17 protein-coding genes and 2 tRNA genes are annotated in these 21,548 nt (G+C 60.8%); 7 read left to right on the top strand and 12 right to left on the bottom strand.

What is annotated here, in order from left to right:
- Positions 1-103: 103 nt before the first annotated feature.
- From EAO39_RS07795 to EAO39_RS07755, 8 genes are all read right to left on the bottom strand, one after another.
- Positions 104-730 (bottom strand): DUF6806 family protein, encoded by a 627-nt coding sequence (locus tag EAO39_RS07795; RefSeq protein ID WP_120966900.1) that lies wholly within the window; start codon positions 728-730, stop codon positions 104-106.
- 369 nt (positions 731-1,099) lie between these two features.
- Positions 1,100-1,188: transfer RNA gene (locus tag EAO39_RS07785), tRNA-Leu, on the bottom strand.
- Between the two features lie 99 nt (positions 1,189-1,287).
- Positions 1,288-1,363 (bottom strand) — tRNA-Gly (locus tag EAO39_RS07780).
- A 96-nt stretch (positions 1,364-1,459) separates the two neighbouring features.
- Positions 1,460-3,076, bottom strand: coding sequence for a FadD3 family acyl-CoA ligase (locus tag EAO39_RS07775; protein WP_120966898.1), 1,617 nt, complete (start codon positions 3,074-3,076; stop codon positions 1,460-1,462).
- A gap of 6 nt (positions 3,077-3,082) precedes the next feature.
- Positions 3,083-4,156 carry a ferredoxin--NADP reductase gene (locus EAO39_RS07770; protein ID WP_120966897.1) on the bottom strand — a complete coding sequence of 358 codons (1,074 nt, stop codon included), beginning with the start codon at positions 4,154-4,156 and terminating at the stop codon, positions 3,083-3,085.
- 85 nt (positions 4,157-4,241) lie between these two features.
- Positions 4,242-5,981, bottom strand: a complete 1,740-nt coding sequence (locus EAO39_RS07765; protein ID WP_120966896.1) for an FAD-binding protein — start codon at positions 5,979-5,981, stop codon at positions 4,242-4,244.
- A gap of 14 nt (positions 5,982-5,995) precedes the next feature.
- Complete coding sequence (locus EAO39_RS07760; RefSeq protein WP_120966895.1) at positions 5,996-7,726, bottom strand: FAD-dependent oxidoreductase; 1,731 nt, start codon at positions 7,724-7,726, stop codon at positions 5,996-5,998.
- 99 nt (positions 7,727-7,825) lie between these two features.
- Positions 7,826-9,013 (bottom strand): acyl-CoA dehydrogenase family protein, encoded by a 1,188-nt coding sequence (locus tag EAO39_RS07755; RefSeq protein WP_120966894.1) that lies wholly within the window; start codon positions 9,011-9,013, stop codon positions 7,826-7,828.
- Positions 9,014-9,246: 233 nt separating this feature from the next.
- Between EAO39_RS07755 and EAO39_RS07750 the strand changes: the two genes are divergently transcribed.
- The 5 genes from EAO39_RS07750 to dmpG all read left to right on the top strand — a co-directional run bounded on the left by EAO39_RS07750 (position 9,247) and on the right by dmpG (position 13,919).
- Complete coding sequence (locus EAO39_RS07750) at positions 9,247-10,224, top strand: flavin reductase (protein WP_120966893.1); 978 nt, start codon at positions 9,247-9,249, stop codon at positions 10,222-10,224.
- A 73-nt stretch (positions 10,225-10,297) separates the two neighbouring features.
- Entirely contained in the window at positions 10,298-11,137 is an 840-nt protein-coding gene (locus EAO39_RS07745) for an alpha/beta hydrolase (protein ID WP_120966892.1), read from the top strand.
- Between the two features lie 5 nt (positions 11,138-11,142).
- Complete coding sequence (locus EAO39_RS07740) at positions 11,143-11,937, top strand: fumarylacetoacetate hydrolase family protein (protein WP_120966891.1); 795 nt, start codon at positions 11,143-11,145, stop codon at positions 11,935-11,937.
- 6 nt (positions 11,938-11,943) lie between these two features.
- Positions 11,944-12,867, top strand: coding sequence for an acetaldehyde dehydrogenase TesF (gene tesF / locus EAO39_RS07735; protein WP_120966890.1), 924 nt, complete (start codon positions 11,944-11,946; stop codon positions 12,865-12,867).
- Positions 12,868-12,881: 14 nt separating this feature from the next.
- Positions 12,882-13,919, top strand: a complete 1,038-nt coding sequence (gene dmpG / locus EAO39_RS07730) for a 4-hydroxy-2-oxovalerate aldolase (RefSeq protein ID WP_120966889.1) — start codon at positions 12,882-12,884, stop codon at positions 13,917-13,919.
- A 138-nt stretch (positions 13,920-14,057) separates the two neighbouring features.
- On the opposite strand, the gene EAO39_RS07725 is transcribed toward dmpG, so the two are convergent.
- The 4 genes from EAO39_RS07725 to EAO39_RS07710 form a co-directional block, all read right to left on the bottom strand.
- Positions 14,058-14,261 (bottom strand): hypothetical protein, encoded by a 204-nt coding sequence (locus EAO39_RS07725; RefSeq protein ID WP_120966888.1) that lies wholly within the window; start codon positions 14,259-14,261, stop codon positions 14,058-14,060.
- Between the two features lie 242 nt (positions 14,262-14,503).
- Positions 14,504-15,682 (bottom strand): MFS transporter, encoded by a 1,179-nt coding sequence (locus tag EAO39_RS07720; protein ID WP_120966887.1) that lies wholly within the window; start codon positions 15,680-15,682, stop codon positions 14,504-14,506.
- 20 nt (positions 15,683-15,702) lie between these two features.
- Positions 15,703-16,644: an OB-fold domain-containing protein gene (locus tag EAO39_RS07715; RefSeq protein ID WP_120966886.1), complete on the bottom strand. Its 942-nt coding sequence runs from the start codon at positions 16,642-16,644 to the stop codon at positions 15,703-15,705.
- A gap of 3 nt (positions 16,645-16,647) precedes the next feature.
- On the bottom strand, positions 16,648-17,862 hold the full coding sequence (locus EAO39_RS07710; protein ID WP_120966885.1) for a thiolase family protein: 1,215 nt from the start codon (positions 17,860-17,862) through the stop codon (positions 16,648-16,650).
- Positions 17,863-18,079: 217 nt separating this feature from the next.
- Here EAO39_RS07710 and EAO39_RS07705 point away from each other — a divergent pair, with 217 nt between their 5' ends.
- Positions 18,080-19,078 carry a YCF48-related protein gene (locus tag EAO39_RS07705; protein WP_240466923.1) on the top strand — a complete coding sequence of 333 codons (999 nt, stop codon included), beginning with the start codon at positions 18,080-18,082 and terminating at the stop codon, positions 19,076-19,078.
- Entirely contained in the window at positions 19,075-21,546 is a 2,472-nt protein-coding gene (locus tag EAO39_RS07700) for an efflux RND transporter permease subunit (protein ID WP_120966883.1), read from the top strand. Before EAO39_RS07705 ends, EAO39_RS07700 begins: the two co-directional genes overlap by 4 nt.
- Positions 21,547-21,548 lie beyond the last annotated feature (2 nt).

Below are 21,548 nucleotides of genomic sequence, written 5' to 3'. Positions count from 1 at the left end.
TCGGTTTCACAGCAGTTGAACAGGCACTTCAAAAACAAAGCCCTCTTGGCACATGCGCAAGAGGGCGAGATGGCAGCGGCCTGGCGGCCACCTGAGCAAAGGCTCAGTGCAAATGGCGAGGACGGCGATTGCCGCCGTGCCCCGAACCCGAACCGCCGGCACCACGCGGTGGCTTTCCCAGCTCCAGCGAACTCACCAGGGCCTCGAAGCGTTGCGAAAACAGCTTGTCGACCTCGGCCACCACGCCGCTCAACTCCGAAGCGTCAAAGTGGCGCTCCATCATATTGATCACATCTTGCACCAGCAAATCGCGCTGCACCTGCATGATGGCTGCGGGATTGGGACCCACAAACAGCATCAGGAAATCATCACGGCTTTGGGCTTCTTCGGGAGCCTCTTCTTCGTCGAAGTCGGTGTCGTAGAAAGTCACCTCAATGGCCGCACCCTGCTCTGCCAACTCATTGAGCCCCATGCACATGTCATCCAGCGCTTGGCGAAAATCATCATCGCCACGCACTGTCCAGCACATTTGCACGGCGTGCTCCTGCTCGTCGAACTTGATGCCAGGCTCTTCGTCGTAATAGCTTTGCGCGCCATCACTGAGCGAACGCGCGCCCGCATAAGCCCACAACGGGCGCAGAGCGTCTTGCAGCTGCTCAAACGTAACGTCGGCACGCAAAAGCACCTGGCCGTGAACATGAATCTCAAAAGCAGCGTTGTAACTTGACATCTTTTCTCTCACAGTCCGGTGATTAAAGCAAAGCGCTCGCCACACAGGCTCCATATTGCAAGCATTGCGTGAACTGTCCAATCAGGCAAACCGCAACTCAAGCCTGCACCGGTTTAAGGGCTATTTTCGCACGTTCCCCCTATCAATACACCAGTCAAGGCCATCGACACAGAGGCAAAAAAAGCCCGCCGACGGCGAGCTTGGATATTGATTTTTTTGAGCTGAGCGGGCCAGCGAAAATGGCTTGAGGCCCTAACCATGGAGGCATTCACGTCAATGGCGCGATCCGGCACGATGAAGGCCATTGCAGCCAGCGCCAAAAACAAAAGCCTGCTTTCAATGAAAAAGCAGGCTTTTGCAGAAATTTCCTGGTGCCCCGAACCGGAATCGAACCGGTACGCTTTGTTAAAAGCGGCAGATTTTAAGTCTGCAGTGTCTACCAATTTCACCATCGGGGCCCACTTGGTGCGACAGACAAATCTGCCACCCTAAGTATTGCATTGGCATAACGACCCATGCAATGAAAAAGGGAAGCTTTCGCTTCCCTTTTTCGAATCTGGAGCGGGAAAACGGGTTCGAACCGTCGACCTATACCTTGGCAAGGTATCGCTCTACCAACTGAGCTATTCCCGCATCTCTGAAAAACCTTGCAGCTCACAGAACAGACGTCGATTATAGCCACCATTTCATAGCCCTGGAAAAAATCGAGGCGACTTTCTTGCTAACTATTCAAGCCGTCTGCTCCACAGGCTGCGCAAGCAGGGACTTGACAAGCAGCTGCAGATCGCGCTTTTGCACCTTGTTGGAAGCGTTGACGGGTAGCGAATCCATCTGCAACACAAAGCGCGGCACCTTGTAGTTCGCCATATTGGCGCGGCACCAGGAGGTGAACGCGTCCTTGTCCAGCGTCACGCCATTGCGGGCCACAACGCAGGCACAGCCCACTTCGCCCATGCGCTCATCCTCCACCCCCAGCACGGCAACCTGCGCCACATCGGGGTGGTCGGCCAGCATGCGTTCAATTTCGGCCGGGTAGCAATTAAAGCCACCGACAATGAACATATCCTTCAAACGGTCGGTAATGCGCAGATAGCCGCGCTCGTCCAGCACGCCCACATCGCCGGTGTGCAGCCAGCCGTCGGCATCGATGGTTTCTTCGGTGGCTTTTGCATCCTCGAAATAGCCTTGCATGATGTGATAGCCACGCAGCAGCACCTCGCCGGCCTGGCCCACAGGCACGGTATTGCCCAGCTCATCCACGCAACGCACCTCGGTGCCGGGCAAGGCCTTGCCGCAGGTCGTGGCCACCGTTTTCACGTCGTCGGACGGGTCGCACAAGGTGGCACAGCCGCCGCACTCGGTCAGGCCGTAGGCGGTAGTCACATTGCCAATACCCAGCTCTTCGCGCATGCGACGAATGAGAATGGGCGGCACGGTCGAAGCACCGGTCACCGAGGCCTTGAGCGAGCTCAGATCAAACTCCTTGAGCTTGGGATGGGCCAGCATGGACAGGAACAGCGTAGGCGGCCCAGGCATGAAGCTGATGCGGTCCGACTCGATGCGACGCAAAATGGCCTCGGCATCAAACACCTGCTCCGGATACACCGTTGCACCTTGCAGCAAAGCGGCCACCCATCCGGCCTTGTAGCCGAAGGTGTGAAAGAAGGGATTGACGATGAGGTAGCGGCTGCCTTCGGTCAAGCCCACCACATCCGACCAGGCCTGGAACGCCAGGATGGTGGGGCGATGCGCGGCCATCACACCCTTGGGGCGGCCCGTGGTGCCCGAAGTGAACATCAGATCGGCCGTATCATCCGGCCCGATCTGGGCTTCACGCTGCAGCTGGGCCTCGGCGCCCGTGCTCTCAGCCCGGGCCATGAACTGCAACCAGTTCAGGTCTGCGCTGGGCAGCAGCTTGTCGCCCAGCACCACCACATGCTGCAGCGAAGAGGGGCGCAGGCCTGCCAGCAGATCGGGGTAGTAGTTGTTCAGAAAGTCGCCCACGCTCACCAGCACCTTGGCGCGGCTGCGTTCCAGAATATCCGCGGCTTCTGCCCCCTTCATGCGGGTATTCAGCGGGACCAGCACACCACCTGCGGCATGCACACCGCAGGCAGCGATGATCCATTCGCTCAGGTTTGGAGCCCACAAGGCCACACGGTCGCCGGATTGAACACCCAGACTCATGAAAGCCCGCGCCGCTTGGCGGCTCAGCGCCTGCAGCTCCTGATAAGTGATGGTGCGACCGTTTTCCATCACGGCAGCACGGCTGGCAAAGCGCCGGGCCACATCGGCCAGCATGCCAGGCAAGGTCAAGGCAGTCTGATTCTGTTTGTTATTCGACATCAATGATTACTCCGGAAATTTGACGCGCAGCTTCTCGCTGGTGGGAATGGATTGGCAGGCCAGCGTCCATTTCTTGGACAGATCCTTGGCATCCAGCACTTCGTTGTGGCGCAGATGTACCGTACCGTCCTGCACCTGACACATGCATGAAGCGCACATGCCGGCCTGGCAGGAGAAGGGAACATTGATACCCGCACGCAGACCGGCTTCCAGAATGGTTTCGGTACCGCTGCAAGTGAACTCGTATTCCTCGCCATCCAGACGCAGTTGCACCAGGGCCTCGTCCACTGCTGCCGTAACCGGGTTTGCCGCATCCTGCGCCTGCATTTGCTGCAAGGTCTCTTCATCGGGCAGAGAGACAAAGCGCTCCACATGCACCTGAGCCTCCTGCATGCCAGCCTGAAGCAAAGCGGCTTGCGCTGCATCCATAAAAGGGCCCGGCCCGCAAATAAAGGCCTGTCCGGAGCTGGCAACCCAGGGCTTGGCCCAGGCAGCGATCTGCAGCAGCGAAGGTGGGCCTTGTATGGAATCCAGCCAGTGCACGATTTGCAGACGCTCTGGATAATCGGCGGCCAACTGTTGCAAGTCCCGCTTGAAGATGACCGAGCGCTCATCGCGGTTGGCATAGAACAGCACGACCTTGCCCTGATGCTGCTTGAGCACGGTACGCAAGATGGAGAACACCGGCGTAATGCCGCTGCCGCCAGCCATGAGCAGGAAGTCCTGGCCCAGATTGCTGGGCGAGAACAGACCCGATGGCGGCATCAACTCAATGGTGTCGCCCACACGAACCTTGTCGCACACCCAGTTGGAACCCCGACCGCGATGGACACGCTTGACGGTGACGCGCAAGGCATCGTCAAGCGCAGGTGCGCTGGACATGGAATAGCAGCGCGGCACATAACGGCCTTCTATTGGCAGTCGCAGCGTCAGAAACTGACCCGGACGATAGCGAAACTGCTCCGCCAGTGCCTGAGGCACATCGAACTCAATCGATTTGGTGTCATGCGTCTCTTCGATCACCGCGCGCACGCGCAGCGGGTGATAGCGTGTTGCGGTTGCTGTGGCTTCACTGCTCATTTTCTTGACCCCTTACTCTCACACACTCACTGTGCGACCGACACCAGGCAACTGCCCGGCGCATGGCCGCCCCCGATTCCTGGGGTTACGACTGACCTATACCCTCAAGCGCTGCGACACCGGCACCTGCCATGGCAGGCGCCTTGACCACGTCGTGCAGCACGACGGCAGCACGTCCGGCACGTCTACCGGAAAAAACACAGTCGGCCAGCGACAGACCGCTGACATAGCGTGATGACGCAATGCCTATGGCTGTGCGCCCGGCGGCAAACAGACCGGGAATGTTCTGCCCCGCGCCATCGAGCACGCCACCGTCGTCTTCATTAACCTGCAGACCGCCCAGACTGAGCACGGCCAACGGGAACATCTTCTGATTGATGGAGATATCGATGGCGAACAGCGAGCCGCCTTTGAACTCATGGCGCATATCCTTGGACTTGCCCATGGCGTCCTCACGCTCGCCGCGCGCAGCCGCATTGGCCTCGTCAAACTGGCGCTGCAGCGTGGCGGCATCGGCACCCATCTTCCGGGCCAGATCGGCCACCGAGCTGCCTTTGAGCGCCACCTTGTACATCAGCGCCAGGGCCGGCATGGACTGGAACGCCCACAGGCCACCAAACAGACACTGCCACGTGGCCTGCCTGCGCAGGCTGCCGTCAATGATGAGCCAGGCCTTGCCGCCCTGCTTTTCCATCATCTCGTAGCCCAGCTTGGCGCCATAGACCTGCTCATTGCAAAAGCGCTCACCCCTGGCATTGACCACCAACCCCTTGGGCCAGGCCGAAGGCGGCGTGATGAAGCGCCAGGCCGAGATATTGTGTAAATCCTTGCCCACGCCGCCCACGCTCTGGCCCAGGCGCAGGCCCGAGCCATCACAGCCAGCGGCACCGGTGAGCCAGCCCGGCTTGTAGGCCGGTGCATGCTGCTCCATCAGATCGGCGTTGAAGATATAGCCACCGGTGGACAGAATCACGGCCTTGTGGGCGCGGATAAAGCGCTTTTCACCCATCTCGTTTTCAATCTGCGCGGCTTCTCGGCGGCCAGCCTGGGCCCGCGGTGCCTGATACAAGCGCCATTTGGCCACCAGCTCGTCGAGCTTTTTATGGCGTTCCGTACGCGCATCGCCCTCGGGCAAAACCCAGACTTCCACACCGATGATGCGACCCGTGGCCTGCTCGCGCACCAGTCGGCGGACCCGGGCCTGCGTCAAGGCACGCGCGCCGCTGTCCAGCGTGGACTGCTTCAAGGCCGCAAAAAAAGTAGCTCCTGACTGACCTTTGGCCACCACACGGTGACCGCGCGGCGCAGGCCTGGCTTGCAGCTTGGAGTTGCCATAGGCCGGGACCACCTCGTTGCCGGAGTAGTAAAGATAAACGCCGTCTGGTGGATACGAAGTCTTGTACTTGGGCATGCTGGAGTCAAAGCGCACGCCCTGCTTTTCCAGCCAGTCCAGATTGGAGACGCTCTCGCGGCTGAAGCGCGCCAGGGTTTGCTCACTGACAACCCCGTTGGCCTCGTGCTTGAGGTAATCGGCCATGGCTTCGGGGCTGTCTTCGTAGCCCGCCTGCTTCTGGTAGCGGGTACCGCCACCGGCATAGACCACACCGCCCGAGAGCACGCTGGCACCGCCGCCGCTGAAGCGGTCAATCACCAGCACATCAGCGCCTTGCGCCCTGGCTTCGATGGCAGCGCTGGCACCGGCAGCGCCCCAGCCGACCACGACAACATCGGCACTGTCACTCCACCGGATTTCATCTGCAGAATCCACATCAAGCGCCGACTCAATGGGGTTGATGGTGCTGCGATTCTTGTTGCTCTGACTCATGCTTGCCTCGCTTTTCAGACCGCTTTGCCCAGCAAATCGGTGCGTTCCAGAGGCAGTGGCTTGCCGCTCATCTCGGCCACGGCGCGAAAAGCAAACGTCATGGCAGGCCCCAAAGTGGAGCCAGCCCCCGCATATGCCGGGCCCATGACGGAAGCAGAGTTGTTGCCCACGCAATACAGCCCTTCAATGACCTTGCCCTGCGCGTCGAGCACACGGGCTTCGCGATCGGTGAGCAGGCCACCCTTGGTTCCGATCTCGCCGGGCCACAGGCGCATGGCGTAGAACGGACCTTTGTCTATGGCCCCCAGATTGGGGTTTTTCATGCGCGGATCGCCGTAGTAGCGATCGAACACATTGCCGCCGCGATCGAAGTCGAGGTCCTTGCCGCTCTGGGCATACTCCGTCATCTTGCGGGCACTGTCTTTGAGACCGGCTGCATCCACGCCGATCTGGGCCGCCAGATCTTCCAGCGTCTCGCCCTTCCAGTACACATTGTTCAACCAGCTTCTGCGCAGCTTGCTGTCGGGCACGGCCGAACCAGGCATCAAGGGGCCCATGGGGTTCTGGGCCCTAAAGCTTGCATCAAACACGATCCACGCGGGAACACCGCCATTACCCTTGGCATGCTCGGCCAGCATGGCCTGCTGAAACTCGGGATAAGGACCGGATTCATTGAGAAAACGTTGACCCTTGGCATTAACCACCATGCAGCCCGGCAGCGAACGCTCCACAAAAATGCCGCGGAATGCGGGCTCCTTGGGTACATCCATGGTCGGCACGCCCCAGGACCAATCCATCAGATGCAGCTGCGCACCCACAGCCTGCCCGGCTCGATGGGCATCACCGGTATTGCCGCCCACCGGGGTCGCCGTCCATTCAGCCTTGCTGGGCTTATTCAGGTACTGGTCGCGCATTTCCTGGTTGCGCTCAAAGCCACCGGCAGCCAGCAGCACGCCGCGCTTGGCATTGATCTGCTGGCGCTGGCCGCTTTTTTCAATGATGACGCCCGTCACACGGCCACTGGCATCCTGAACCAATTCCTTGAGCGCAGAGCTGCTCCACATTTCCACACCGGCTTTGCGTGCAGCCGTCAGCAGACCGGCAATCAAAGCCTGGCCACCGGTCAAGCGGCGATCGCGCCGGGTCTTGTTGCGCCAGGGGTAATCCAGGAAGTACTTGAGCATGATGCCGATGAGGGTGAAGCGAGACTTCAACTCACGCGAGAGCATGGAATGCGCCTCAAAGGCATTGATGCTCATACGGCCAAACAGCTGATTGCCGGGAGGGCCTGGGCGCATGCTCTCCAGAGCCTCCACACCCAACTTGGCGGCATTGAAATCCACCGGATCCATGGTGCGGCCACCGGGCCTGGAACCTTCGATATGCGGGTAGTAGTCAGCATACTTGGCCATGGCGCGGTAAGGAATACCGATATCGCGCAGGTAATCGGCCATCTTGTGGGCGGTTTCCACATAGGCCAGCACGCGGTCGTCGGTGGCCATGCCGCGCACACAGCGCTTCATGTAACTGAAAGCGGTTTCCAGATCGTCTTTCACACCGGCGTGCTTTTGATCGTAGTTGATCGGAATCCAGATGCCGCCACCGGACAATGCCGAGGTGCCGCCAAAAAGCTCTGTCTTTTCAATCAGCAAGGTCTTCAGACCCTGCTCCTTGGCGCGAATCGCACCCAGCAAGGCTCCTGCACCCGAGCCCACCACCACCACGTCATATTCTTGTTCTGCCACGCCTTGTCTCCTTGATCATTTTTTTATGGAAGGGGCAAATGCCCCGGCAACTCCGGGCTGCGCCCAGCAAGCGGCGCAGCCTGGTTTCAGTGGCAGCGATTAGACGAAGGGCTCCTGGTTGGGAATGCCCAGCACATGGGAGCCGTAGGCGCGAACATAAGCGTCCGTGTTGTTGGCAATATGGGTGCGGCCCTGGTGGATGTCGCGGAACACGCGCTCGATCATATTGGTCTTGAAAGTACCACTGGCAGCACAGGCACGCATCAACTCATTGGCGTGCAGACCCGTCAGCTTGGGCACATAGGAGGCTTGGGCACGCTGCAGCAGACGCTCGTCCAGCGACAGCTGGATGCCGGTCTTGGCGGCGTCCACGATGCGGGCGTAGTTGCGGAACATCACCAGCTTGAGCTGATCCACCGCAATCGTGGCTTCCGTCACGGCGGTCTGCGCATTCACATCTTCCGCCATTCGGTTGCCGTGCTTGCCCACGTGCGAGGTGGCGCGGCGGGTGAATTCGGCAATCGCGCCTTCCAGCGCGCCCAGGCAGGCGGTGGACACAGCACGCTGGAACACATGGGTAAACGGAATGCGATACAGCCAGCCCGGGTTCTCCACGCGGCCGGGGCAGCCCAAATCGCTGTGGTCATTGGTGTATTGAATGCGGTGCGCAGGCACGAAAGCGTTTTCCACCACGATGTCATGGCTGCCGGTGCCGCGCAGACCCAGCACATCCCAGTTGTCTTCGATGCGGTAGTCGGACTTGGGCAGCAGGAAAGTCACGTGCTCCAGGCCCGGAGTGCCGTCGCGCTTGGGCAGCAAGCCGCCCAGGAACAGCCAGTCGCAATGCTTGGAGCCGGTGGAAAAGCTCCAGCGGCCGTTGAAATTGAAGCCGCCTTCTACCGGCTCGGCCTTGCCCGTGGGCATATAGGTCGAGGCAATGCGCACGCCGCCATCCTTGCCCCACACGTCTTGCTGCGCCTGAGCGGGAAACAGCGCCAGCTGCCAGGGGTGAACACCGACCACGCCATAAATCCAGGCCGTGGACATGCAGCCTTTGGCCAGCTCCATCTGCACGGTGTAGAACACACGCGGATCCATCTCGTAACCGCCCCAGCGCTTGGGCTGCAGCACCTTGAAGAGACCTGCCTCGGCCATTTCCTGAATGGTTGCGTCGCTGATCTTGCCGTCACGGTCCGCCTGCTGAGCACGTTCCAGCAGCTTGGGCACCAGGGCCTTGGTGCGCTCAATCACGGCAAGTGCATCGGGGGTGAGGTAGTTGTCTGTCATTGTGTTCATGAACAAGTCTCCGTTTCCGCTCCACCTGGCGGCTTTTAGTGTGGTGGGCAAGGCGCTACGCCTTTGGGAAAGAATGCTCTCACCATGCATTTGCCTGTTCATCGTCCGATCAGACTAACGGTGCATCCCGGGAAATCACCGAGTCCGAATCCACCCGGCTAGTCCATGTGAAGGATTCAAAAGCGGGCCGCCACAAGCACTCTTGCATCAAGGAGACATTCACCATGCAAAGTACTGCTGCCACATTCGATCCCAAGGACTTTCGCCGCGCTCTGGGCATGTTCGGCACCGGGGTCACCATCGTCACCACGCGCGCCGAAGGCGGAGAGCCTGTGGGAATCACGGCCAACAGCTTCAACTCGGTATCGCTTGAGCCACCCATGGTGCTGTGGAGCCTGGCCAAGAATGCACGCAGCCTGCCGGTGTTCCAGAACGCCGCAACCTGGAATGTGCACATCCTCTCGAACGAGCAGGAAGCCCTGTCCAACCGCTTTGCCCGCGCCGGCGAAGACAAATTCTCCGGCCTGCCGCTGGATTCCGAGCAAGAGCATGCACCGCTGCTGCAGGACTGCAGCGCCCGCTTTCGCTGCAAGACCGCTTTCCAGTACGACGGCGGCGACCACATCATTTTTGTCGGCGAGGTGACGGACTACGACGCCAACCCCACGCCACCGCTGCTGTATGTCACCGGCGGCTACGCCCTGGCCTCGCCCAAGTCGCAGGCCATTGCCACCGAACCTGCCGCCGATACCGACACCGCTTATTCAGAGAATCTGATCGGCTATCTGATGGGTCGCGCCCACTTCCAATTTCTGAGCGGCATACGCAAGCCCATGAACGAGTTCGGCATGACGGATGCCGATTTCTACGTGCTGTCCCTGCTCAGCATCCAGCAGCCGCTGTCGCCTGCAGAGATCGCTGCGCACATGGCCTATACCGGCATCGATATCGGTGCGGTTGCCTTGCAGTCCCTGATCCGCAAGGGCTGGGTGGAGGAAAGCGCCGAGCATGCCCGGGCACTGCAACTGACGGCCCAGGGCAACGAAGCCATTCTTCACGTGCTGGCCGCCGCCAAGGCCGTGGAAACCGACATCGTCTCCCGCCTGGGCGAGATGGAAGCCGTGACCCTGCGCAATTTGCTGAAAAAAGCCATTGCCGCCACCGACCCCGGCCTGCCCAAGCTCTGGCAAGCCAAGGCCTGAAGTTCTACCCCGTTCCCCATCCGAAGGCTGGAGACAAGCCTTCGCCGTTCAACTCAAGCCATAAAGAACACTGATGAGCCACTTTTCCATTCCCGAAGGCCAATACGTAGACATCGGAGAAATCGCGGGCCAAGCCCAGCGGGTGCACTACCACGAGCAAGGTACGGGCGATCCCGTGATCTTCCTGCACGGCGCAGGCGGTGGTGCCAGCGGCTACAGCAACTTCAAGGGCAACTACCCCGAGTTTGCCAAGGCCGGCTTTCGCTCCATCGTGCCGGATCTGCTGGGCTACGGTCTGTCCTCCAAGACGGAAGAACCCAAGCAATACCACCTGGACTTCTTCATTGCCGGCATCAAGGGCCTGGTTGACAAGCTGGGTCTCAAGAACATCACCCTGCTGGGCAATTCGCTGGGCGGCGCCGTAGCGCTGGGTTATGCATTGAAGCACCCCGAAGACGTCAAAAGCCTGATCCTGATGGCCCCCGGCGGCGTGGAAGATCTGGACACCTATCTGGCCATGCCCGGCATTGCCAATATGTTCAACATCTACAAGTCGGGCAAGGCGGGCAAGGAAGCCATGCGTGCCGTGATGTCCATGCAGCTGGTGGATCAATCGCTGCTGACCGACGAAATCATCAACGAGCGCGCCCCGATTGCCGAGACCCAGACCCAGGCAGCACGCTCCGTGCTGGTGGTGCCGAACATGACCGAGCAACTGCCCGAGCTGAAGTGCAATGTGCTGGGCTTCTGGGGCATACAGGATGCCTTCAACCCCGTGGGTGGCGCCGACAAGCTGGCCAAGGGCATCAAGAACTGCCGCGTGATCCTGGTCAACCAGTGCGGCCACTGGGTGCAGGTGGAACACCGCGAGATGTTCAACCGCAGCTGCATCGACTTCATGCAAAACGGCTGATTCCCATGAGTAACAAAGAATTCATCCAAACCCAGGGCCAGCGCCTTTACGACGCGCTGCGCACCGCCAAAACCCTGGCACCACTGACCGACAGCCACCCTGAAATGACGGTGGAAGACGCCTATCACATCTCCCTGCACATGCTGCGCCTGCGCGAGGCCTCGGGCGAGCGCGTGATTGGCAAAAAGATAGGTGTGACCTCCAAGCCCGTGCAAGACATGCTGGGCGTGTTCCAGCCCGACTTCGGCTTTCTGACCGACAGCATGCAGTTCGAAGACGGCGCTGCCGTCTCGCTCAAAGCATCCGGCCTGATCCAGCCACGTGCCGAAGGCGAAATTGCCTTCATGCTCAAGACCGACCTGCAAGGCCCGGGCGTGACCCGCGAAGACGTGCTGGCCGCTACCGAATGGGTCGCACCTTGCTTCGAAATCGTCGATTCGCGCATCAACGACTGGAAGATCAAGATTCAGGACACCGTGGCCGACAACGCCTCCTGCGGTGTCTTCGTCATCGGCAAGCAACACACCGATCCGGCCTCGCTGGATCTGGCCGCTGCCGCCATGCAGATGAACAAGAACGGCCAGCCCGCAGGCGCTGGCCTGGGCAGCGCCGTGCAAGGCCATCCTGCCGAAGCCGTGGCCTGGCTGGCCAACACCCTGGGCGCTTTCGGCATCCCTTTCAAGGCCGGCGAAGTGATTCTTTCCGGCTCCCTCGCCCCTCTCGTGCCTGCCGCTGCCGGTGACCGCTTCGACATGGTCATAGCCGGCATGGGCAGCTGTTCCATTCAATTCACTGAGTAAGACACCATGACGCAAAAAAAGATCAAGTGCGCACTGATCGGTCCCGGCAATATCGGCACCGATCTGCTCATGAAACTGCAGCGCTCTTCCATTCTGGAGCCTGTGTGGATGGTCGGTATCGACCCCGAATCCGATGGCTTGAAGCGTGCCCGCGAAATGGGCATCAAGACCACGGCCGAAGGTGTGGACGGCCTGCTGCCCTTCGTCAAGGAAGACGGCATTCAGATCGCCTTCGATGCCACCAGCGCCTATGTCCATGCCGAAAACAGCCGCAAGCTCAACGAGCTGGGCGTGCTGATGATCGACCTGACCCCTGCTGCCATTGGCCCTTACTGCGTGCCCAGCGTGAACTTGGCCGAGAAGGTTGCCGAAAAGGCCATGAACGTGAACATGGTCACCTGCGGCGGCCAGGCCACCATCCCCATGGTGGCAGCGGTCTCGCGCGTGCAAGCCGTGAGCTACGGTGAAATCGTGGCCACCGTCTCCAGCAAATCGGTCGGCCCCGGCACCCGCAAGAACATTGATGAATTCACCCGCACCACCGCCGGCGCTGTCGAAAAAATTGGCGGCGCCCAAAAGGGCAAGGCCATCATCGTGATCAACCCGGCCGAGCCGCCACTGATCATGCGCGACACCATTCACTGCTTGACCGTGGACACCCCCAAGCCCGCTGAAATCGAGGCTTCGGTGCACGCCATGATCAAGGAAGTGCAGAAGTACGTACCCGGCTACAAGCTGGTCAACGGCCCTGTGATCGACGGCAACCGCGTCTCCATCTACATGGAAGTCGAAGGTCTGGGCGACTACCTGCCCAAGTACGCCGGCAATCTGGACATCATGACCGCCGCCGCCGCGCGCACGGCCGAGATGTTTGCCGAAGAAATCCTGGCTGGCCGCTTTGAGCCCGCTGAAGCCGCTGTTGCAGCCTGATCTAGGAGAAACACATGTCCCTCAAAGGCAAAAAAATCACCGTTCACGACATGACTCTGCGTGACGGCATGCACCCCAAGCGCCACCTCATCTCGCTGGAGCAAATGAAGGCTGTGGCCACCGGTCTGGACGCCGCAGGCGTGCCCCTGATCGAAGTCACCCACGGCGACGGCCTGGGCGGCAGCTCGGTCAACTACGGCTTCCCCTCGCACACGGACGAGGAATACCTGTCGGCCGTCATTCCACTGATGAAGCAGGCCAAGGTTTCCGCCTTGCTGCTGCCCGGTATTGGTACCGTCGACCACCTGAAGATGGCCCACGAACTGGGCGTCTCCACCATCCGCGTGGCCACCCACTGCACCGAGGCCGATGTCTCTGAGCAGCACATCTCCTTCGCCCGCAAGCTGGGCATGGACACCGTCGGCTTTTTGATGATGGCCCACATGAACAGCGCCGAAGGCCTGGTCAAGCAAGCCAAGCTGATGGAAAGCTACGGCGCCAACTGCATCTACATCACCGACTCGGCCGGCTACATGCTGCCCGACGATGTGAAAGAGCGTTTGGGTGCTGTGCGCCAAGCACTGAACAACGAGACTGAGCTGGGCTTCCACGGCCATCACAACATGGCCATGGGCATTGCCAACTCACTGGCTGCCATCGAAGTCGGCGCCAACCGCATTGACGCGGCTGCCGCAGGCTTGGGCGCTGGCGCGGGCAACACCCCCATGGAAGTGCTGATCGCCGTGTGCGCACGCATGGGCATTGAAACCGGTGTGGACGTGTTCAAGATTCAAGACGTGGCCGAAGACCTGGTCGTACCCTTGATGGACTTCCCCATCCGCATCGACCGCGACGCACTGACCCTGGGTTACGCCGGCGTGTACGGAAGCTTCCTGCTGTTTGCCAAACGTGCCGAAGCCAAGTACGGCATTCCCGCACGTGAGCTGCTGCTGGAGCTGGGCCGTCGCGGCATGGTGGGCGGCCAGGAAGACATGATTGAAGACACGGCTCTGACCCTGGTGCGCCAGCGCAAGGAGGCTGTCGCGGCTTAAGCCGTTTTTCTCGAGTTCTCCATTGCCATTGGGTATTCAGAGGTTCGGAGGCTGCTTGGGGCGGCCTCCGAACCTTTTTTTATGGCCAGGTGCGAGGCAAAGCAGAGTCGGGACCGGCCCGGCGACCTGTCCGAAACCTCAATAGCGCGATGCAAAAACGGCGTGCCAGGAAGTCTGTGCACTGGCCAGGCTGATGCCGGCAGGCAGCTTGACTTGCGCAGCTCCCTGCGCAGCGGCAGCCTTGTCCTGCTGCAGATTCATGGCAGGCAGATACAGCGCCAGCGCTGCCGTCCCCAGCAGTACAAGCCGGACACCATTCATAGGGCGAAAAGGCTTTTTCATCGTCGTCTCCTGTGCTGTGCTGCGCCGTGCAGGCTTGAGAAGCGACTGGCGTTCTCAAGCCCTCTTTGCCTGCAGTATGGCCAGCACCCAAAGCCCGACATCGTCCGTTTTGATGAGCAGGTATTTACCTAGGGCGCAACCCCAGGATGGCGCTCCAGCAGCGCAGCAACGGCGCGCAAAGCAGCTGTGCTCGATACAGGTGTGAAACGCAAGAAAACTATCAAATCAGTAGCTACTAACGCTTATCCTGCATGCACCAGAGGCCGATTTGAGCCTGATTTCTTGCTCCACAGCAGATTGAGCACGGGCACGACGCTTGAGGCCAGAGCAAACCACAGCACGGGCTCCAGCCCCTGCGCGCCCATGAGCTTGCCCGCCACGCCAGGCCCCACCATGGAAGCCAGCGCAAAGGCACCGGGCACCAGCATGATGGCCCGGCCCGATGGGTCGGTGCGCGCAATATGCGCGGTCTGCAGCACGCAGCCGCAGGTAAAGGCGAACTCCCACAACCAGGCACCTGCCGCATAAAAACCAAAGCCCGTTGCCGATGCCAGCAGGCCCAGCCCGGCCATCAGCCCCAGCAAGGCCAAGCTCAGCCCCCGCGCCAGAGACCAGCGTGCGCCCACGCCGGCAATGAAGAAAGCCGCCACGCTGCCCAGCAGCTTGAGCACGGCAAAGACCACGCCCATGTCGGTGGCGCTGACGGAAAGATGGACACCTATGCGCTCCAGAAAAGCCCACAGACCGATATTTCCGACCAGGAACAGCCACAGCACTGCCAGCGCCCACCAGGCTGTCACAGGCATGCGCTGCGGCTGACTGGCCAACGCATCGGTTGCGGAAATCAAACGGGCTTGCGCACCGCCAGGCACCCAGAAGGCGGAGAGCCCCAGAAGCAAAATCAAGGCCGCCAAAGCCCAGGCCGCGCCCGCGTAATGAAAGCGGGCAATCACCAGCGGCGGCAAGGCAAACAGCACGGCCGCCGTCACCGACAGCTCCACCCCCTGGCGCACGCCAAAAGCCCGCTCCTTGTTCGGCAGGTCCGAGAGCACACGCATGCCCAGACACGTCATGGTGGAGGCGAAAAAGCCTATGCAGGCCCAGCTCACATACAGCAGCGGCAAGGCCTGCACCATGGCACTGAGCGCAAAGCACAGCGCCGTGCCCATGGCTCCAACCACCGTCAGCCAGCGCCAGTTGAGCCGATTCATCCAGATCGGCGCACCCAGCGTACCCAGCAGATAGCCGCCAAAGCAGATCGAGCCCAGCAGCCCCACCTGCTCGGGTGGCAGGGAAAAACTATCTGCCAGGCTGCCCAGCAGCACAGGCAAGGTGTTGAATGGCAGACCGCCGATGGTGGAGGCCAGACTGGCCGCCAACATGAGCACGACCACATTTCGAGATTTCAGGGTCGCACCCATGGCAGTCCTTTTATCGCCAATTACATGTAGAGAATCACCAGATCATTGATGACTGCAGGCCGGTCCTGGCCCACCACATGGATGTTCAACTCCATCGTGGCCTGCACGCCGCTCTTGACCTGCTCCACGGACTTGATGCGTGCGCGGCCGCGAATCTTGCAACCCGAGGGAACCGGGCTGGGAAAGCGCAGACGGTCCGAGCCGTAATTGACCATGTTGTTGAAGTCAACGACCTCGTAGTCCAGCGGAATCTTGAGCTGGCTGGCCAGCACCTGCACCAGCGCGCCATGGGCAATCGTGGTGCCAAAAGGACTTTTTTCCCTGGCCTGGGCCGGATCGGTGTGGATCCAGTAATCGTCACCGGAGAGCTTGGCAAAGTCATTGATGACTTCCTGGCTCACAGTGAACTCATTGGACCAGGGGCTGTACTCCTCGGACACCAGCGCTTTCATCGCCTCGATGTCCTTGACCGAGATCTTGCGCTTGACGGCCGTATCGGGCACCACTGAGGCGGCAGGTGCTTCTTCGGCCTCGGCCTTGATCACCGAAGGGTGATTCCCAGCCTTGTCGGTAAAACGCAGCAGCGTGACTTCGCCGGGGCGATCATCAAACACCGGACGCACATCCATGCCGATCTTGAGCGCCTCAGGCTCCACACCGACCATGGTGGTGTTGATGCGCACGCCTTCGGCCAGCTCCACCACCGCCAGAGCCTGGGGCATCTCGTCGGTGAACTCCGGCATGGTCGGAATACGGGCAATGGTGAAGCTGTAGAGCTTGCCTTCGCCCGATACCTTGCTCCACTTCAAGGAGCGCAATCCGCAAGTGGGGCAATGGGTTCGAGGGAAAAACAGTGAGTGTCCACGATCGCATTGCTGAATGCGCACTTCGTGGGCCTTGAGGCCTTCCCAGTACGGAGCCGAAATTTCCGTGGGATGGGGCAGAGGTTTGTTCCAGGCCATTTCTTATGCTCCCCGCAGGATCAAGGCGCCCTGCTCGCTCATCACGCCACCGGTACCGGACACATAGGCCAGATCGTTGCGGGCCAGCTGACGCTCGCCGGCACGGCCCTGAATCTGGTGAATGGCTTCAATCACCTGCGACATGCCGCCCGCCGTGCCCGACTGGCCAAAGCTCAGCTGGCCGCCATGGGTGTTCATGGGGAAGTTGCCCTTGAAGGTGAAGTCGTTGTTGCGCAGAAACTCCATGCCCTTGCCTTTTTCGCAAAAGCCCGCGTCTTCCAGCGTCAGCATCACCGTGATGGTGTAGCAGTCATAGATCTGCGCCATGTGCATATCCGAAGGCTTGAGACCCGACATCTCGAAAGCCTTGGCCGAGGCGGGGCCGATCGGCGTCTGCAACATATCGGCCATATAGGTGGGCGACTTGCTGCTGACATGCTCGCCGCAGCCAATGATGCTGACCGGCCGGTTCCGCGTGCTCTTGGCACGGTCGGCGCGGGTGACGATCATGGCGCCGCCGCCGGCGGCAGGCAGCACGATTTCAAGCACGTGCAGCGGATCGGCCACCATGCGCGAGTTCAGCACATCATCCACCGTGATGGGTTGACCGTAGAACATGGCGTTGGGGTTGTGGCAGGCATTGAAACGCTGATCCACGCTGATGCGGGCCAGCGCTGCCGGGTCGTAGCCGTAAATCGCGCCATAGCGCTGGGCGATCATGGCGTAACCCGTGTTCTGGGCCATGTGGCCGTAGGGCAGATCCATTTCCGCTTCGGGTGCACCAAAGCGTGTGCTGTGACCGCCAAAACGGCTGGCCTTCATCACTTCCTTGATGTGGTCGTCATGCTCGGAAATGGGCGCCATGCGCGACGGCAGCACGCAGGCCACCGTGTTGCAAAGTCCCAGCTCAATTGCCGCCGCAGCACGCCAGACCATGGCCACCGAGCTGGCGCCACCCAAATCCACCACCTCGGCGAAATTCAGGCGCACCCCCAGGTACTCACCGGCCATGGCGGGCACAAAGCTGTTGGCTTCATGAAAGTGCGGGCCGCTGGTAATCAGACCGTCCACCTCGGACAATTCCATGCCCGCGTCATCGAGAGCCTGCAGCGTCAGATCCGCAACCTGTTCCAGATGGAACATGCGTGGAGCCGTCGCGTACTTCTCAGGCTTGTATTGCGCAGCGCCAACCAGCGCCGCTTTTCCTTGCAAACCCATATGTCTTCCTTTTCTAAGCAAGTATGACTTCATTGTGAGAACGAAGCGGCTGCCAACCATCGTCTGTGCAGACTAAGAAATCGGCTCCGGACATACCCTTGGCCATCCTGGCAAACGTCCATTCGGACGATGTTCCAAAACCCTCGAAACAACAATCTCCCGCCTAGGTATTGAGGGCTCGCGCATGGGCCCGTAAAAGACTGATGAAGGAGACAACGTGAAAACAGCCGTAGGCATAGGAGCAGCAGCATTGGTGGCATTTGCCTCTGCTCTTGCTTTCCCCCCGAACCCCGCCGCCCTTGGCCCCCACCACGCTGGTGCCGAACACACCCAGTTCAACACCCTGGCCATGGCCGGCGACCGCCTGGTGGCCGCCGGTGCCATGGGCGAGATCCTCTACACCGACGACCGGGGTGCCCACTGGCAGGCAGCCAAGCTGAACCAGGACCGGCAGGCCCTGCTGGTCAACATGGCGTTTGCGCCTGACAAGAAGACCGGCTTCGCAGTGGGGCATGAAGGCTGGATTCTGCGCACCAAGGATGGCGGAAGCTCCTGGGAGGAAATGGCTTTCTCCAAGGAAAACGGCGAGCCGCTGATGTCGATTGCCCGCCTGCCATCGGGCGACTGGATCACGGTGGGGGCCTTCGGTCGCGCCCTGGTTTCCAAGGACAACGGCCAGACCTGGCAAGCCCTGACTCTGCCCGCCGAGGTGGAGGACAAGCACATGAACCGCATTGCCAGTTCTGACGACGGCAAGAACTGGCTGATCGTGGGCGAACGCGGCCTGGTGCTCCAGTCCAAGGATGCCGGTGAAAGCTGGCAGACCGAGCCGGCCTTCTACAAGGGCTCGTTCTACAACGCCATGCCCACGCACAACGGCGGCTGGCTGGTTTACGGCATGCGCGGCAACGTCTTTCTGCAGGCCGAGGCCGGTGCGCCATGGACCCGCTCCAGCGTTCCCGCCCCCGTGTCCTTCTTTGGTCACACGCTGGACAAGGATTCCAACATCGTGCTGGTAGGCCAGGGCGGCATGCTGGGCATCAGCAAGGACGGCGGCAAGACTTTTGAGCTGCAAAAAGCCAAGGGCCGGGCCACGCTCACCGATATCGCCCTGTTCAACCAGGACAAGGGCTGGATCTCCAGCGCTGCCGGGCTGCAACCATTCCCGCCGGCTGCGCAAGCGCCAGCCGCCACCGGCCAAGGAGCCACGCAATGACATTGACCGAACCCATCTCGCGGCTGGAAAAAATGATTGCCGCCATCGCCCGCGGGTTGATCTCCTGGAGCAAGACCATCGTCGTGCTCACGCTGATTGCCACCGGCCTGCTGGCCGCGTCCGCCATGCGCACCCACCTGGACCCCGGCTTCAACAAGCTGATTCCGCTGCGCCATGACTATATGGCGGCATTTCTCAAGCACTCGGCCACTTTCTCGGGCGCCAACCGGATTCTGGTCAGCGTTCAGTGGAAGGGCAACGGCGATATCTACAACAAGGAGTTCCTGGAAACGCTGCGCGGCGTGACCGACGAAGTCTTCTTCACCCCCGGCGTGAACCGCGGCCAGGTGTATTCGCTGTTCACACCCAACGTGAGATACATCGAAATCACCGAAGACGGCTATGTGGGCGAAGTGCTGATTCCATCGCGCTTCGAAGCCAATGAGCAAGGCCTGGCCCAGGTGCGCTCCAACGTGGCCAAGTCGGGCCAGATCGGCTCGCTGGTCAGCAACGATCTCAAATCGGCCATGGTGCGCGCCGATCTGCTGGAAGTGGATCCCAAGACGGGCGAGAAGCTGGACTACCACAAGGTGGCCCAGCGCCTGGAAGAGATTCGCCAGAAGTTCGAGAAGCAGAACGTCGAAATCCACATCATCGGTTTTTCCAAGGTTCTGGGCGATGTGATGGACGGTCTGATGACGGTGATGACTTTCTTTGCCATCGCCTTCGTGATCACCGCCATCTTGCTGCGCCTGTATACCCGCTCCACCAACCTCACCGTAGTGGGCCTGCTGGTGGCCTTGCTGCCCGTGATCTGGCTGCTGGGCCTGCTGCCCCTGGCGGGCTACGGCATCGACCCCATGTCCATCCTGGTGCCGTTTCTGATCTTCTCCATTGGCGTCTCGCACGCGGTGCAGATGACAGGCGCCTGGAAGCATGACATTCGTGCCGGCCTGAGCGCCAAGCTGGCGGCTGAGAACGCCATTCGCAAGCTGGCCATTCCCGGCACGCTGGCCCTGCTGACCAATGCCCTGGGCTTTATGGTCATCATGCTGATCGACATTCCCATCGTGCACGAGCTGGGCCTGACCGCCTGCCTGGGCGTGCTGCTGATGATCATCACCAACAAGGTGTTTCTGCCTGCCGTGCTGGCCAATATCCGTCTGGAAAAAAGCGCCATGGCAGCCCCCAGCTCGGATGCCAACGGCCGCAACAGCCGCTGGTGGGCACTGTCCGCTCTGGCCGAGCCACGCCCGGCCCTGATCACGCTGGCGATCTCCATGGCGTTCCTCGCCGTGGGCACCTATATCTCCCGCGATCTGCGCACCGGCGATGTGGGCACGGGCGCACCCGAGCTGCGTGCCGATTCGCGCTACAACCTCGACAACCAGAACATCATCGGCAATTACTCCATAGGCATGGACGTGCTGTCAGTGTTTGTGGAGACCTCCAATCTGGACGAGGCCTGCCTGAACTGGGAGGTGATGAATGCCGTGGAACGCTTTGAAGCGCGCATGAGCCGTGTCGATGGCGTGCAGTCGGTGTCCACCGCTTCCGGTCTGGCCAAGATCGCCGCCTCCGGCAACAACGAAGGCAACCCCCGCTGGGCAGCACTTCAACGTACGGAAGCCGCACTGCGCTCGGGTACCAAGGCCTTGTCGCCCGATCTGGGCCTGAACACGGAAGGCTGCAAGGTCATCAATCTGCAGGTCTTCCTCAAGGACCACGAAGGCTCCACGCTGACCCATGTGGTCAACGAAGCTCGCAACTTCATCGCCGCCGACAAGACGCCTAACGTGAAGTTCCAGCTGGCCGGCGGCAATGCCGGTGTGGCCTTTGCCACCAATGAAGCGGTGGAACACGCCGAAGTGCAGATGCTGGGCTCCATCTTCGGTGCCATCACCTTGCTGTGCTGGCTCACCTTCCGCAGCTGGCGCGCCGTGCTGTGCATCGTCGTACCCCTGGCCCTGGTTTCCATTCTGTGCAACGCACTGATGGCTTTGCTGGGCATTGGCCTGAAGGTGCCTACCCTGCCCGTGGTGGCACTGGGCGTGGGCGTGGGCGTGGACTACGGCATTTACCTGTTCGAGAGCATGCAGCATGCCTTGCGCGAGCGCGACATCACGCTGCGCGAAGCCTTCTATGAAGCCATGCGCCAGCGCGGTAATGCCGCCATCTTCACGGCGCTGACCATGTCCATTGGTGTGGGTACCTGGGCATTCTCTTCGCTCAAGTTCCAGGCGGATATGGGTATCTTGCTGGCCTTCATGTTCCTGGTGAACATGCTGGGTGCCATCTTCCTATTGCCTGCCATGGCCTGCTGGCTCAATGTGCAAACCGCTGAAGCCAAGGCCCGCGCGGCCAAGCTGCGCAAGCAGCCCAAGCCCGCAAGCAACGCCAACGCCGTGCACGGCGGCGGCCGCGCCCTGCAGCCCGAACCTCAATCCTCCGTCAACCCCAAACTGTGAAG

It is taken from the genome of Comamonas sp. lk (assembly GCF_900564145.1).
GTDB lineage: Bacteria > Pseudomonadota > Gammaproteobacteria > Burkholderiales > Burkholderiaceae_C > Comamonas.
Note: the sequence above shows the minus strand (reverse complement) of the source record. Positions and strands in the feature narration are given on the sequence as shown.